Origin of the sequence: Streptomyces sp. yr375 (assembly GCF_900110755.1) — a bacterium.
Lineage (GTDB): Bacteria > Actinomycetota > Actinomycetes > Streptomycetales > Streptomycetaceae > Streptomyces.
Genome location: NZ_FOFF01000001.1, coordinates 516,256 through 529,323 on the forward strand (window position 1 = coordinate 516,256; position 13,068 = coordinate 529,323).

A 13,068-nucleotide genomic window follows, 5' to 3' on the forward strand; every position below is an offset into this window, starting at 1 on the left:
CTACTCGTCCCATGCCTGGATCAGCGTCTGCTCGACGATCTTTCCGTCCCGCAGGGTGATCATCGACTCGGCGAGCACGCGCACGCCGTCCGGGTATCGGCAGGACTCGCTGTAGGCGGCGCGATCGCCCTGGACGACGCACTCCTCCAGCTTGTGGGTCATGTCCCGGCTGTAGACGTCCTCGAGCATCCGGCCGATCTCGTCCCGGCCGTGCAGGACCTTGGGCCCGCTCGGCTGGGTGTTGTGGTCGACGACGCGTAGTTCCGCGTCGTCGGCGTAGAGCGACAGCAGTGCCGTCGCGGTGTGTCCTTCGATGCCTCTGCGCAGGGTCTCGGTGTCGAACGCGGAGCCTGCCGCGGTACCCATGGTGACCTCCTCCTCCGAGAGCCGCGGCCGCGAGGGAAGGTCGGGCCGCCGGGCCCTCACCTTCGAGGCTCCTCCGTCCCGCCGGGCTCGGCAAGCGCAGCGGGCCCGCTCAGCCTGTCGGGTGAGCGCCGCCGCCCACCCGTGTCCGCGCGGCGTCCGTGGCGTTGCTGAGGGCATGATCTCCACTCGACGCATCGCCGCCATCGCCGCTCTCGCCGCCGGGGTCGCGGGCCTCGCGGCACCGATGGCGAACGCGGCCGAAGCCCCGGCCGCCGCCCCGGTCAACCCGATGACCTTGCTGGACTCGCTCGCCGCGAACCAGGTTCCGGCGGAGCACCGGGCCGACCTCCCGCCGGTCTCCCGGCAACTGGGCGAGCTGAACAAGGTGAGCCAGCTCGACCAGTTGAACGAGCTGCACCAGGTCACCGACCTCGTCGCCCCCGTCACCGGGCTGCTGCCCGCGATCCAGGGCTGAGGCGCGCACCTCTCCCGTCTTCTCCCGCTGTGGGGGCCGTCCGAAGTCCGGACGGCCCCCACACGCGTTCAGCCCCCGCTGCCCGCCGGGGCCGCCCCCAGGAAGTGGAAGCCGGGGCGCGGGTGCATCAGGAAGTCGTGGTGCGAGATGTTCCACGCGTACGCCCCCGCCAGCGAGAACGCCACCCGGTCGCCCGCCCGCAGCCCCGGCGCCGGCGCCCGCCGCGCGAGGGTGTCCTTGGGCGTGCACAGTTGCCCGGCGAGCGTGACCTCGTCGCCGCGCGCGGCGGGCCGGGGCCACGGGTGCGGCCACTCCTCGACCGGCAGTACGGCGCACGGCTGGTCGTGCCCCTTCGTCGCCGGGGTCCGCAGGTGATGCGTACCGCCCCGGACGACCGCGAACTCCTCGCCGTGACTCTCCTTCACGTCCAGCACCTCGGTGACGTACCAGCCGCAGTACACGGTCAGCGCCCGCCCCGGCTCGATGCGCAGCGTGAGCCCCGGATGGGCCTCGGCGAGCCGCGCGAGGCCTGCCCCGTACGCCGTCCAGTCGAAGAGGCGCTGCGGCGCGGCGTAGTCGACGGTCATGCCGCCCCCCACGTTCACCTCCGCGAGCGGCACCCCCAGTCCGGTGGCCCAGCCCACGATCGCCTCGGCCACCGCGAGCTGCTCCGCGGCTTCCAGCCCGCTCGCCAAGTGGGCGTGCACACCGCGCAGTTCGAGCTGCGGGTACGCCCCGTCGGCCAGCGCCCGGATCATCGCCGCGGCGCGGTCGGGGTCCATGCCGAAGGGTGTCGGACGGCCGCCCATCGCGAGCGAGCTGCCCGCCAACGACCCGCCTTCCACGGGCAGGTTGACGCGCGGCAGCACCGCGACGCGCCGCCCTGGCGCGTGCCGGCGCGCCAGCTCGGCCAGCACCCGCAGCTCCGACTCGCTCTCCACGTGGAACCGCTCGACGCCCGTTGCGAGGGCGTCCGTGATCTCCTGCGGGGTCTTGCCGGGGCCGCCGAAGGCGAGCGGCCGGCCCGGCACCGCCTTGGCGACATGGGCGAGTTCGCCGCCCGAGGAGACCTCGTAGCCGTCGACGTACGGACCGAGCGCGGCGAGGATCTCCGGCTCGGGGTTGGCCTTGGCCGCGTAGTACAGCTCGACCCGCTCGGGCAACGCGGCCCGGACGGCGGCGGCATGCGCGCGCAGTTCCGCCAAGTCGTAGACGTACGCGGGGAGTTCGGAGGATGTGAGGGAGCGGGCGAGGTCGTGTACCGCCGGGGTCATCGGGTGGTGCTCCTTGTCGTGTCGCTGTCGCGCAGGACGTCCTCGGCGAGCGGGGACGGCAGCCGTACGTAGCCCGCCTCGCGGTCGGCCTTGCGCTCCCAGCGGGTCAGCAGGTTGGCCTTCGCGGGCAGCGGCACCCCGGCGAGCAGCGCGGCGAGCCGGGGCGGGCAGCCGTACCGGTCCGCGTGGCCCTGGAGGACGGCCCGTACGCGCGCCCACAGCTCGGCCTCGAGATGCGGGTGCAGGTCGGCGAGGGCCGCGAGCAGCTCGGCCACATGGTTGACCAGCAGGCAGTACACCACCCGGTCCCAGCCGCGCTGCGCGTCGTAGGTCATCGGCTCCGCGACCTCGCGCGGCAGCGCGGCGAGGGTGTCCCGGTGGTGCTCCGGGAGCAGCTTGGTGCCCTCCAGGTCGCGGAAGAGGACCTGGGCGGGCATGCCGTCGCCGTCGACGCACACCAGCACGTTCTGCAGGTGCGGCTCCAGGACCAGGCCGTGGTCGAAGTAGGCGGCCAGCACCGGCGGGACGAGCAGGTCGAGGTAGGCCGACCACCAGGCGAGCGCCGTGTCCGGGCGGGCGTCGGGCAGCAGCCGGGAGACCTGGGCGGCGCCGGTGGGGAACTCGTCGGCGACGGCGGCGGCCAGCAGCGGAGTGGTGCCGGGGGCAAGCCTGCTGGGTAGTCCCTCGCGGACGATGACGCCGAAGCCCTCCAGCAGGTCGCGGTCCGGCGCGCCGTCCGCGCCGGGCAGGGCGAGGCTGCGGTAGGCGGGCTCGCGCAGCACCCCGCTGCCCGGGAAGCGCTCGGCCAGGTCGGCGAGGGCCGGGGCCAGCGCGCGGGTGAGGGCGACCGCGCCGGACAGCTCGTACGTGCTGTTCTTGCGCAGGCAGTTGGTGATCCGCACGTTCAGGCTGAACTTGAGGAACGTCTCGCCGTCGTACAGCGTCCGCACCGAGGCGGTGGCGGCGAACGGGCGGCCGCCCGGACCCAGGTCCAGGACGTCGCCGCTGTCCAACGCAGCCCGCAGCAAGGGGTGTTCGCGCAGCGTCTCGTACTGCCAGGGGTGCGCGGGCAGCAGCCGGTAGCCGCCTGGCACCTCCGGGCCGAGGTCGTCGAGCGCGGCGGTCGCCCAGGGCTGCGCGCTCTCCTCGGCCACCAGCTCCGCGCGCACGGCCAGGTACCGCAGCGGGAAGGCGGCGCCCACCTCCGGCGCGTACGCCGACCAGGCGCGCGGATCTCCGGTGCGGGCCTTGGGGGTGGGGTGGAAGCGGTGCCCGAAGAGCAGCGACTGCTCGGAGTCCAGGTAGGCGGACAGGCGGTCCTCGGGCGCGTGGCCCTTGCGGGACACAGCGGCCAGCGTCGTGGTCACCGCCTCGTGGCTGGAGGCGATCTGCTCGAGGAACTCCTCGTTGCGCACCCCGGTGCGCAGCGACAGTTCGTCGTGCACGTACGCGGCCAGCCGCCGCCAGTCCACCTCCGACCAGTCGCCCTCGTCGCCCTGCTCGGCGACCGCGCCGGTGAAGCGGTGCGCGCCGAGCAGCGAGGTGCGGCGCAGCGCCACGCGCAGCAGGACCCCGCGGCGCGGCAGCCGCAGCAGGAGGCTGCCGTCGGCGACGACCGTCTGGTGCTCGGGGCCGGACACCTCGCGCAGGAGGCAGTTGACGAGGGTGTGCGCCACCGCCTCGTCGGCGGAGGGCAGGCCGGCCGGGGCGGCGGTGGCGCCGGGGGAGTCGGTCAGGGAGGGCATCAACGGCTCCAGCGGGTGCGCAGGGTCGGTGCGGTGAGGAGGGTCACGAGGGCGGTGACGGCGGCGGCCGCGCCGCCGGTCAGCACGGGTGCGGCCGGTCCGAAGCGGGCGCTGCCCGCCGCCGCGGCCACGCCGGCGGCGACCGCGCCGGCCTTGGAGAAGAACTCGATCGAGCCGAACAGCCCGCCGGGCGCCCGGCCCCGGGCGCAGTCGGCGGCCAGCACCGACAGCGACACCAGGCCCAGCGTGAGCCCCGCGCCGAGCAGCAGCCGTACGGCGATCAGCTCGGCCAGCGAGGCGGCGACGCCGTGTCCGGCGAGGCCGAGGGCGACACAGGTGAACCCGAGCACGACCCCGGCCCGGGGCCGGTCGCGGAACGCGGCGTGCACGGCCAGCGCCGACACCAGGTACACCAGGTGCGGCAGCGCGAACAGCACACCGGACAGGGTCGGAGAGGTCCCCGGCAGCCGGTCGTCGACGAGGGCGATCAGGTAGGGGAAGGAGATGACGGTGGAGAACACGAACGCGAACTCCAGGACGTACAGGGCCCGCAGGGACACCGTGGGCGGGACCTGCGGGGCCGACTCCTCGGCCCGGTCTTCCGCCGCCCGGGCCGGCTCGGGCTCCGGCAGGGCCGCCAGCAGCAGTGCGGCCGTCAGCGGCAGGACGGCGAGCAGGGCGTACTGGCGGTGCGGCGACAGCCAGCCGGACAGCGAGCCCACCAGGATCGGCGCGGCGACCAGCGCCGCCCGCGCACTGCCCTGCATCAGGGTGAGCGCCCGGGAGAGGGCGGGCCCCTGGAGGGCCGAGCCGAGATAGCCGTTGGACGCGGCGAACGTGCCGCCCAGGATGCCCTGGAGCACCAGCGCCAGAGTGAACGTGAGCAGCGAGTCCGCCCAGCCCGCCAGCAGGAACGACACCGCGAGCCCCAACTGCGCGCGCAGCAACAGCCGTTTGCGCCCGTAGCGGTCGGCGAGCCGCCCCCACAGCGGGGCGCCGAGCGCGCCGAACACGGTCGGCACGATGTACAGCACCCCCGCCCAGCGGGCCCCGCGGTCGCCCAACTCCGGGAGGATCTCGGTGAGATACGGCGGCAGACCCAGCGCGGCGAACGAGGCCACGAAGTAGCAGCCGGCCACCGCGAACACCTGCGGCCGCCCGAAGCCCGGCTCCGCCGTCCGCTCCGGCTTCGGCAGGGTCCCGGCGCTCACCGTGCACCCCCGTCGTCCAGCAGGTAGTTGGGGCCGGTGGTGTAGTGCTTGTTGACGTCGGCGGCGCCCGAGCGCTCCTTGGTCAGCAGGGTCCCGGCGGTGACCATCGCCTTCACCGGCAGGTGCGGCGCGTCCAGCACCCGCTCCCGCAGCACCTCGCCGGGCTCGCCGCCCAGCCGTCCGACCGCCTCCGTGAGCCGGTCGCGGACCAGGCCCAGCAGTACGGGGAGCGGGGCGCGGCCGTGGCGCGCGAGCGCGAACGCGGGGGCCGCCGCGCACAGATGGAGGGTGATGGTGGCGAACACGTCGGCGACCGGGCCGAGGCCGGCGGTGAAGGTCCGGGCGTCGTCGAAGCCCCAGGGCTGCCCGGGCAGCACGGACTCCAGCCGGTCGGCGTCGATCCGTGGCCCGTCGTTGTCCTTGAGCAGCAGACGCGGACCGCCGGACCCGAGGATCAGCGACAGGTTCTGCTGGTGCGACTCCAGGGCGATGCCGTAGCCGAACAGGGTGGTCTGCCAGTCGAAGAGCAGTGTCAGGCAGGCGTCCAGCAGGGCGAGCGGGTCGCCGTCGTGGAAGCGGTCGGCGAGGTGGTCGATCACCAGCCCGCCGCCCGGTGCCTCGGCGAGCAGCGCGGCCAGCGGGACGACGGTGCTGTCCTCGAGACCGGCCGGGTAGCGGCGGCACAGTACCGCGAGGAGTTCGTGTCCGGCGTGCGCGTACGTCGTCTCGTCGGCGTGCAGGATCGTGTCCCGGAACCGGGTCTCGCGGTCGATCACCGCCGCCAGCAGCCGCTGTCCCGCCGCCCCGTCCACCAGGGTGCCCGGCTTGATGGACCGCTTGTTGCGCAGCCCCAACGTGGCGGTGGCCAGGGGCAGTTTGAGGTGCAGGGAGGGATCGTCGGCGACCGCGACCGTGCGCATCGACAGGGTGGGGACGACGTCGAGATGAGCCCGCTCGGCGAGGACGGCCCGGTCCGTCAGGCCGGCCGCCCGCAGGGCCTCGTCGAGCGGGGCGCCGACGGTCAACGGGTGTACGGGCAGGGCGACATGGGTGCCGTGCAGCTCGGGCAGACCGAGCGTCTCGGGCGTGGGCCAGGAGTCCGGGAACCCGCCGGTGACGGCCTCCCGGGGCACGGCCAGCCAGCGCAGCGCGAAACGCGGGTGGAACTCCGGTGCGTAGGACCGCAGTTGTTCCTCGGCAAGCCCCGCGCGACCGCGTGCCGTCGGATAGACGGGGTGGTCGAGGCGGGCGGCCAGCGCGTCCAGGGCGACGGCCCCGGTGAGCCCGGTCCAGTGCGCCGGGTCGGCGCCGTACCGCGCGGCGAGCCCGTCCAGGACGTCGGCGCGGGTCGCGGCGTGCAGGCGCAGCGTCTCCAGCGTCTGACGGCACTCCTCGGCGAAGGCGTCGAAGCCGCCCCGGTCGGCCGGTTCGGCCAGCGCCCGCAACGCGGCGAGCACGGCGTCGTACGAGGTCAGCGGGGTGCCGTCGGACTCGCGGACCAGGAGCGGCAGCCGCGCCTCGTACCGGCACTGGAAGCCGTCCTCGGCGACCGGGAGCAGCAGGGCGCCGGCGTCGTCCGGCACGGGCAGCCGCAGCCACGCGCCGTCCGGGCGGTGCACGAGCGCGCTGCGGGTGCGCAGGCCGACGACGTCCTCCCGCAGCAGGGCGCTCAGGATCCGGGTGAGCAGCTCGGCCTCGCAGTCCAGGGCCGGGGCGGAGGCGTGTGCGGGGGCCGGTGCCGGGGCCGTCATGGCTGGATCTCCCAGCGCCGGTCCGCCAGGAAGTCCGTCGCGACGCGGTCGACCGTGGCCTGGTCGGTGCCGACGGCCCGCAGGACGCCGAGGTAGTCGCGGTTGGTCTGGTACAGCTCGTGCCGCTCGCCGGTCGGGCGCATCGAACGGTACGTCAAGTGGACGCCGTCGACGGTGAGTTCGGTGTCCTCGGGGGCGGCGGTGAGGGTTCCGGCCCGGTCCGCGCACGGGTAGTCCAGGCGGGCCGCGCCGTCGCGGCGGGCGCCGAGGTCCGCGGGGAGGGTCTCGCCGAGGTGGACGCGCAGGATGTGCTCGAAGAGCGGGATGTCCAGCAGCCGTGCGAGCAGCAGGTCGCACTGGTCGCCGATGGCCCGGTAGTTGACCTCGATGATCCGCGCCCGGCCCTCGTGCACCACGAACTCGGTGTGACAGGCCCCGAACCCGACGCCCAGCGCGTCCAGTTGGGCCAGCACCTGATCGGCGACCGGCTCCGGATGCGCCGGCACGAAGGTGAGGCGCTCCTCGATGAAGTACGGCGGCGGCGACAGCTCGGTGTGGAAGCCGCCCAGGACCTGCCGGGTGCGGCCGTCGCCGAGCGTCTCCAGGGTGTACAGCTCGCCGGGCAGGTACTCCTCGACGACCAGGGCGACGCCCGGCCGCCGCTCGAATATCTCCTTCGACCTGGTCACCAGGTCCTCCGGCCCGTCCACGAGGACGACGTCCTCGCTGGCCACGCCCTCGCGCGGCTTGACGATGCAGGGGTAGGGGGCGTCCTGCGGGGCCACCGGCTCGGTGATCACGGCCGACCACACCGTGTCCACGCCGGTCACGGCGAGCCGGCGGCGCGTCTCGGCCTTGTCCTTGCAGCGCAGCGTGGCCCGCCAGTCCTTGCCGGGCAGCTCGAAGTAGCCGGCGGCCAGCGCGGCCTGGGTCTGGAGGTGGTCGCTGTTGGTGAAGACGCCGTCCGGGCGGTGATGCGCGGAGATCCGCGAGACGACGGCCCGGAAGTCGCGCACGTCGCACTCCAGGACATCGATGTCCGGGTACGTGCGGCGGTGCGCCTCGGGCTGGTCGGTGAGGACGGTCACGTCCAGGCCCAGGCGGGCGGCGGCGGGCAGGAAACCCTCGGTGACGGAGTCGGTCGGGTTGAGGGCGAGCAGGTACAGGCGCATGACTGTGCGACAACTTCCGCTAGCGGGTGGGGGGTCGGGGGCGGACCGCCGCGGATCCCGTGCATCCGCGGAACCGGTCCGCCCCGAAGGACAGCGGCCGTTACTTCGCCGGGAGGGTCACGCCGGCGGCCTTCGCCACGTCCTTGAGCATCTCCCCGGCGGCCTGGACGCCGATGCCGGACATCCACGTCTCGTCCGGCACCTCGAAGACCTTGCCGTTCTTCACGGCCGGCAGGTCCTTCCACACCGGGTTGGAGACGACCTGCTTCTTCTGGGTCTTGTCCTCGGCGTCGGCGGAGGTCACGAAGATCAGGTCGGCGTCGGCCTGGTCGATCTGCTCGGGGCTGACGTCCTTCATGGTGACCGTGGGGTCGGTGGAGACCTGCGTCGCGGGACGCTTCAGGCCGATGTCGTTCAGGACGACACCGCTGTAGGAGTTGGTCTGGTACAGCCGCGTCGGACCGGCGATGAAGCGGACCACGGACGCGGTCGGCATGGTGCCGCCGTCCTTCGCCTTGATGGCCGCACCGAGCGCCTTGGCCCGCGTCTCGTACGCCGTGACCTTGGCCGCGGCCTCCTTCTCCAGGCCCAGCGCCTCGGCGTGGACCTTCAGGTTCTCCTTCCAGACCCCGCCGGTGGTCTCGGTGAACACGGTCGGCGCGATGGCGCTGAGCTTGTCGTAGACCTTCTCGTGCCGGACCTTGGAGGACAGGATCAGGTCGGGCTTCAGCGAGGCGATCTTCTCGAGGTTGGGCTCCAGCAGCGGGCCGACGTCCGCCGTCCCGCTCAACTCGCCCTTCAGATAGGTCGGGAAGCCGCCCCCGGTCTTGAAGTGCGGGGCGACCGCGCCGACCGGGTCGATGCCGAGCAGGGTGACGTCGTCCAGCTCGCCGGTGTCGAGGACGACGACCCGCTTCGGCCGGGTGGGGATCTTCACGTCGCCCATCGCGGTCTTCACGGTGCGCGGGAAACCGGCGGCGGAGGCGGCGGCCGGCTCGGCGTCGGCCTTCTTGCCGGAGGAGTCGTCACCGCAGGCGGCGAGCAGGGTCGTACCGAGGACGACGGCGAGCGGTACGGCCATCAGACGGCCGAATCCGCGCAGGGGAGAGCGCTTGGACATGGAGGTCTTTCTCCTTGGGCCCCGGGACCGGGGCGTGGGTTCACACGGAGGCGGCGGAATGCCGTACCGCGCTGCTCTTCGGGACGACCAGCGGGGTGCCGGTCTCCGGGTCGGGGACGACCCGGCAGTCCACCTCGAACACGGACTTGACCAGCTCCGCGTCGAGTACGTCGGCGGGCGGCCCGGCGGCGGCGAGCCGGCCGTCCTTGAGGACGACCATGTGGTCCGCGTAGCGGGCGGCCTGGCCGAGGTCGTGCAGCACCATGACGACGGTGCGGCCGGACTCGGCGTGCAGGGACGCGACCAGGTCGAGGACGTCGAGCTGGTGGCGCAGGTCCAGGAAGGTGGTCGGCTCGTCGAGCAGCAGCAGCTCGGTGTCCTGGGCCAACGCCAGCGCGATCCAGGCGCGTTGACGCTGACCGCCGGAGAGCCGGTCCACCGGCTGGTCGCGCAGCGGCGCGGTGCCGGTGCGCTCCAGGGCCTCGTCCACGGCCCGTTGGTCGGCGGCCGACCAGGGGCTCAGCAGCCGCTGGTGCGGATACCGGCCGAGCCGGACGAGCGCCTCGACGGTGATCGCCTCCGGTGTGACCGGCTGCTGCGGCAGCAGGCCCAGACGGCGGGCCAGCGCGCGGGCGGGCATGGCGTGGATGTCCGCGCCGTCCAGCGCGACCGTGCCGGCGGCGGGCGCGAGGAGCCGGCTCAGACCCCTCAACAGGGTGGACTTCCCACAGGCGTTGGGGCCGACGATGGCGGTCACCGCGCCGCCGGGCAGCGTCAGGTCGAGCCCGTCGACGACGAGCCGGTCGCCGTAGCGCAGGTCGAGGCCCTGCGTGGTGAGTTGGTTGTGGGTCATCCGTGACTCCTTTGGACGGGCGAGCTCTGACGCAGCATCAGCACCAGCAGCCAGGGCGCGCCGAGCGTGGCGGTGACCGCGCCGACCGGGAGGCCCTCGACCGGCAGCAGGTGCTGGACCACCAGGTCGGAGGCGAGGAGCAGCACCGCGCCGGTGAGACCGGCCAGCGCCAGGGAGACGGCCGTCGGCGGCCCGGTGAGGAACCGCACGACGTGCGGCACGGCGAGCGCCACGAACGTCACCGGGCCCGCGAGCGCCGCGGCCAGCGAGGCCAGCACGACCGCCACGACCAGGAGGCGGAGGCGGGCGTGGGAGGTGCGCAGTCCGAGGGCGCCCGCCGAGTCGTCCCCGAGGTCCAGGACCGCGAGGCTGCGGTGCAGGGCGAACGCGGCGGCCAGCGCGAGCAGCATGGCGGCGCCCGCTCCCCACACCTCCGTCCAGGTCCGCCCGTACACCGAACCGGTCGTCCACTGGAGGGCGGAACCGGCGAGTTCGGCGGGGAAGCGCACGATCATCAGGTTCACGGCGGCGGCCAGCGCCGCCTGCACGGCGAGTCCGGTCAGGACCAGCCGGGTGACCGCGAGCCCGGAGCGCCAGCCGAACACGCCGAGGAGCAGCGCGGCGAGCAGGCCGCCGGACAGCGCGCCGACCGGGATCAGCGTCTGGGTGGCGCCCGCGGCGATCAGCGCGACCGCGCCGAGCGACGCCCCGCCGGTCACGCCCATCACGTCGGGCGAGGCCAGCGGGTTGCGGAACAGCCGTTGCAGGACGCACCCGGCGACCCCGAGCCCGGCCCCGGCGACGATGGCGGCCACCGCGCGCGGCGCGCGGAACTGCTGGATCACCAGTACATCCCCGGAGTCCCCGAGTCCGACCAGCGCGCGCAGCGCGGTCCCGGCCGGGATGCTCATCTCACCCGTCGTCAGGGAGACGGTGAGCAGCGTGAACAGGGCGGCGATGCCGATGAGCGCGAACAGCAGGACCCGGCGGCGGACGCGGCCCCGGGAGGTGGCCGCCTTGGGCGGGGAGAGCAGCGACGCGGCGGTCATCGGGCCACCTTCCGGGCGAGCAGCGCCAGCAGCGGGGCGCCGAGGAACGCGGTCACGATGCCGACCTCCAGTTCGGACGGCCGGATCACCAGCCGGCCCAGGATGTCGGCGGACAGGAGCAGCAGCGGTCCCGCGACGAGACAGCCGGGCACCAGCAGCCGGTGGTCGCCGCCGAGCAGGGGCCGTACGAGGTGGGGGGCGGCCAGTCCGATGAAGGCGACCGGTCCGGCCACGGCGACCGCCGATCCGGCGAGCAGGACGACCGCGATGCCGCTCGCCAGCCGGATCCGGGTCACCGGCACACCGAGCGCCTGCGCCGAATCGTCGCCCAGGGCAAGGGTGTTGAGCGCGGGGGAGACGGCCAGGGCGAGGAGCAGCCCGAGCACGAGCGTCGGCAGGACCGGCCACAGCACGTCGAAGGGGCGATCCGCGAGGGACCCGGCGAGCCAGAACCGCGCCTCGTCCAGCGTGCGCTGGTTGAGCAGCATCACCGCCGACGTCCAGGACAGCAGCACGAGTTGGAGCACGGTGCCGCCAAGTGCCAGGCGTACGGGGTCGATGTCCCCGGCGCGCCGGGAGAGAGCCTGCGCGAAGAGGGCCGCGCCCGCGGCGCCGGCGAAGGCGAACCACACGTACTCGACGGGGCTGTCGAGCCTCAGCGCGTAGATCGCGACCACCACCGAAAAACCGGCGCCCGCGTTGATCCCGAGCGTGGTCGGGTCGGCGAGGGGGTTGCGTGTGACGCCCTGGGCGACCGCCCCGGCGACGCCCAGCGCTGCGCCCACGGCGAGTCCGATGACCGTGCGCGGCAGCCGCAGGCCGGTCACCACGAGCGCGTCTCTCCCGTGGGCGTCGCCGAACAGCGCGTCGGCCACGGTGGACAGGGGCACCGAACGCGCGCCGAGCGCGAGGCTCAACGCGGTGCACAGCACCAGGGCACCGATGCCGGTGAGGAAGAGGGAGACATGCCGCAGGGCACGGGAGGGCACACCCGTGGGCAGCGCGTCCTGTCGGGTCGCAGTCACAAGGTGTGAGCTTAGGTTAGGCTTCCTTTAGTTTTCAACCGGCTGTGCGGTGTATGTGATCCTCACATCAAATGGGTCGCGCCGCGGAATCCCGTGTGATCATTTTCCTCGCCGCACCCACTAAGGTAAGGCTTACTTGATCTCGCTGTGGCGGAGTGCCGAGTAAGGAAGTGCCGATGCCCGTGACCCTGGAGACCCGTGCCCTCGGTGACGTGTACCGGCGGCTGACCGGCCTCTGCGACGTCCTGGCCGTCGACGTGCTCGATGTGACGGACGGTCGGACAGGCGTCACCGCTGTGGATCTGACGAAGGACCAGGAGATCCTGGACGCCTTCGTCGACGCCGAGGCCGACCGCATCCGCGACCGGCACGGCGCCGCCGTACCCCGGCATGTGGCCGCCTCCCGCGCCCTGCACGACTACGCCTGGTCCGTCGCCCTGCTGACCAGCGGACCCTGGTACCTGGAGCGCACGGTGCCCCGGATCCGGCTCGAGGACATCGGGCTCGACCTCGCCACGGGCGCCTACACGATCACGCCCCGCGCGGACCTCGCCCGCCTCGCCGGGGCCCCGCAGACCGGCCGGCCCGGGGTCCGCACGGTCCCGCACGAGGAGGCGCTGCGCGCCGAGTTGCGCTCCGCCGTCACCGACCACATGGCGCCCCTCCTGGCCGCGCTCGCCCCGGTCGCGCGGCGCGGCTCGCGCGCCCTGTGGGGCATGGTGGGCGACGACCTCGTCTCCGGCCTGTGGTACCTGGGCCGGGTCCTCGGCAGCGAGGAGGACGGGATGCGCGCGGCCACCGCCGTACTCCCGGACGGCCTGTCCCCGTACCCGGCCGGGGCCGACTTCCGGTACCTCACGGACGAACACGGCGGCCGGCACGCCACGCGTACCCGCAGCGGCTGCTGCATGTTCTACGCCGTCAAGTCGGCCGAGGCCTGCCTGACCTGCCCCCGCACGACCGACGCCGAACGCCTGCGACGGCTCGCCTAGCGTCTGCCCCGATCGTGCGCACCCGCGAACCCGAA

At 73.8% G+C, this 13,068-nt stretch carries 12 protein-coding genes; 2 read left to right on the plus strand and 10 right to left on the minus strand.

All coding sequences use genetic code 11. The features are described from left to right. Positions 1-366, minus strand: a complete 366-nt coding sequence (locus tag BMZ82_RS02040) for a nuclear transport factor 2 family protein (RefSeq protein ID WP_093771139.1) — start codon at positions 364-366, stop codon at positions 1-3. Between the two features lie 175 nt (positions 367-541). Here BMZ82_RS02040 and BMZ82_RS02045 point away from each other — a divergent pair, with 175 nt between their 5' ends. Beyond that, positions 542-841 carry a hypothetical protein gene (locus BMZ82_RS02045; RefSeq protein WP_093770914.1) on the plus strand — a complete coding sequence of 100 codons (300 nt, stop codon included), beginning with the start codon at positions 542-544 and terminating at the stop codon, positions 839-841. Positions 842-909: 68 nt separating this feature from the next. On the opposite strand, the gene BMZ82_RS02050 is transcribed toward BMZ82_RS02045, so the two are convergent. From BMZ82_RS02050 to BMZ82_RS02090, 9 genes are all read right to left on the minus strand, one after another. Then, complete coding sequence (locus tag BMZ82_RS02050) at positions 910-2,115, minus strand: type III PLP-dependent enzyme (RefSeq protein WP_093770916.1); 1,206 nt, start codon at positions 2,113-2,115, stop codon at positions 910-912. Next, on the minus strand, positions 2,112-3,860 hold the full coding sequence (locus BMZ82_RS02055) for an IucA/IucC family protein (RefSeq protein WP_093770918.1): 1,749 nt from the start codon (positions 3,858-3,860) through the stop codon (positions 2,112-2,114). The genes BMZ82_RS02050 and BMZ82_RS02055 overlap by 4 nt, the downstream gene beginning before the upstream one ends. Next, entirely contained in the window at positions 3,860-5,071 is a 1,212-nt protein-coding gene (locus BMZ82_RS02060) for an MFS transporter (RefSeq protein WP_256251709.1), read from the minus strand. Before BMZ82_RS02060 ends, BMZ82_RS02055 begins: the two co-directional genes overlap by 1 nt. Further along, on the minus strand, positions 5,068-6,822 hold the full coding sequence (locus BMZ82_RS02065) for an IucA/IucC family protein (RefSeq protein ID WP_093770920.1): 1,755 nt from the start codon (positions 6,820-6,822) through the stop codon (positions 5,068-5,070). Before BMZ82_RS02065 ends, BMZ82_RS02060 begins: the two co-directional genes overlap by 4 nt. Then, positions 6,819-7,994, minus strand: coding sequence for an ATP-grasp domain-containing protein (locus BMZ82_RS02070; RefSeq protein ID WP_093770922.1), 1,176 nt, complete (start codon positions 7,992-7,994; stop codon positions 6,819-6,821). Before BMZ82_RS02070 ends, BMZ82_RS02065 begins: the two co-directional genes overlap by 4 nt. 100 nt (positions 7,995-8,094) lie before the next feature. Further along, positions 8,095-9,114 carry an ABC transporter substrate-binding protein gene (locus BMZ82_RS02075; RefSeq protein WP_093770924.1) on the minus strand — a complete coding sequence of 340 codons (1,020 nt, stop codon included), beginning with the start codon at positions 9,112-9,114 and terminating at the stop codon, positions 8,095-8,097. A gap of 40 nt (positions 9,115-9,154) precedes the next feature. Beyond that, on the minus strand, positions 9,155-9,967 hold the full coding sequence (locus tag BMZ82_RS02080; RefSeq protein ID WP_093770926.1) for an ABC transporter ATP-binding protein: 813 nt from the start codon (positions 9,965-9,967) through the stop codon (positions 9,155-9,157). Next, positions 9,964-11,016 carry a FecCD family ABC transporter permease gene (locus BMZ82_RS02085; protein WP_093770927.1) on the minus strand — a complete coding sequence of 351 codons (1,053 nt, stop codon included), beginning with the start codon at positions 11,014-11,016 and terminating at the stop codon, positions 9,964-9,966. The genes BMZ82_RS02080 and BMZ82_RS02085 overlap by 4 nt, the downstream gene beginning before the upstream one ends. Next, the gene (locus BMZ82_RS02090; RefSeq protein WP_093771143.1) at positions 11,013-12,005 is read right to left on the minus strand and encodes a FecCD family ABC transporter permease; all 993 of its coding nucleotides are present in this window, start codon (positions 12,003-12,005) and stop codon (positions 11,013-11,015) included. The genes BMZ82_RS02085 and BMZ82_RS02090 overlap by 4 nt, the downstream gene beginning before the upstream one ends. Before the next feature lie 212 nt (positions 12,006-12,217). Here BMZ82_RS02090 and BMZ82_RS02095 point away from each other — a divergent pair, with 212 nt between their 5' ends. Next, on the plus strand, positions 12,218-13,033 hold the full coding sequence (locus tag BMZ82_RS02095) for a (2Fe-2S)-binding protein (RefSeq protein ID WP_093770929.1): 816 nt from the start codon (positions 12,218-12,220) through the stop codon (positions 13,031-13,033). The last annotated feature ends 35 nt before the right edge of the window (positions 13,034-13,068 follow it).

What these genes read in the sequence shown, in the direction of transcription:
- BMZ82_RS02040 (WP_093771139.1), bottom strand. Translation starts at nt 366, where the DNA reads ATGGGTACCGCGGCAGGCTCCGCGTTCGACACCGAGACCCTGCGCAGA.
- BMZ82_RS02045 (WP_093770914.1), top strand. Translation starts at nt 542, where the DNA reads ATGATCTCCACTCGACGCATCGCCGCCATCGCCGCTCTCGCCGCCGGG.
- BMZ82_RS02050 (WP_093770916.1), bottom strand. Translation starts at nt 2,115, where the DNA reads ATGACCCCGGCGGTACACGACCTCGCCCGCTCCCTCACATCCTCCGAA.
- BMZ82_RS02055 (WP_093770918.1), bottom strand. Translation starts at nt 3,860, where the DNA reads ATGCCCTCCCTGACCGACTCCCCCGGCGCCACCGCCGCCCCGGCCGGC.
- BMZ82_RS02065 (WP_093770920.1), bottom strand. Translation starts at nt 6,822, where the DNA reads ATGACGGCCCCGGCACCGGCCCCCGCACACGCCTCCGCCCCGGCCCTG.
- BMZ82_RS02070 (WP_093770922.1), bottom strand. Translation starts at nt 7,994, where the DNA reads ATGCGCCTGTACCTGCTCGCCCTCAACCCGACCGACTCCGTCACCGAG.
- BMZ82_RS02075 (WP_093770924.1), bottom strand. Translation starts at nt 9,114, where the DNA reads ATGTCCAAGCGCTCTCCCCTGCGCGGATTCGGCCGTCTGATGGCCGTA.
- BMZ82_RS02080 (WP_093770926.1), bottom strand. Translation starts at nt 9,967, where the DNA reads ATGACCCACAACCAACTCACCACGCAGGGCCTCGACCTGCGCTACGGC.
- BMZ82_RS02085 (WP_093770927.1), bottom strand. Translation starts at nt 11,016, where the DNA reads ATGACCGCCGCGTCGCTGCTCTCCCCGCCCAAGGCGGCCACCTCCCGG.
- BMZ82_RS02095 (WP_093770929.1), top strand. Translation starts at nt 12,218, where the DNA reads ATGCCCGTGACCCTGGAGACCCGTGCCCTCGGTGACGTGTACCGGCGG.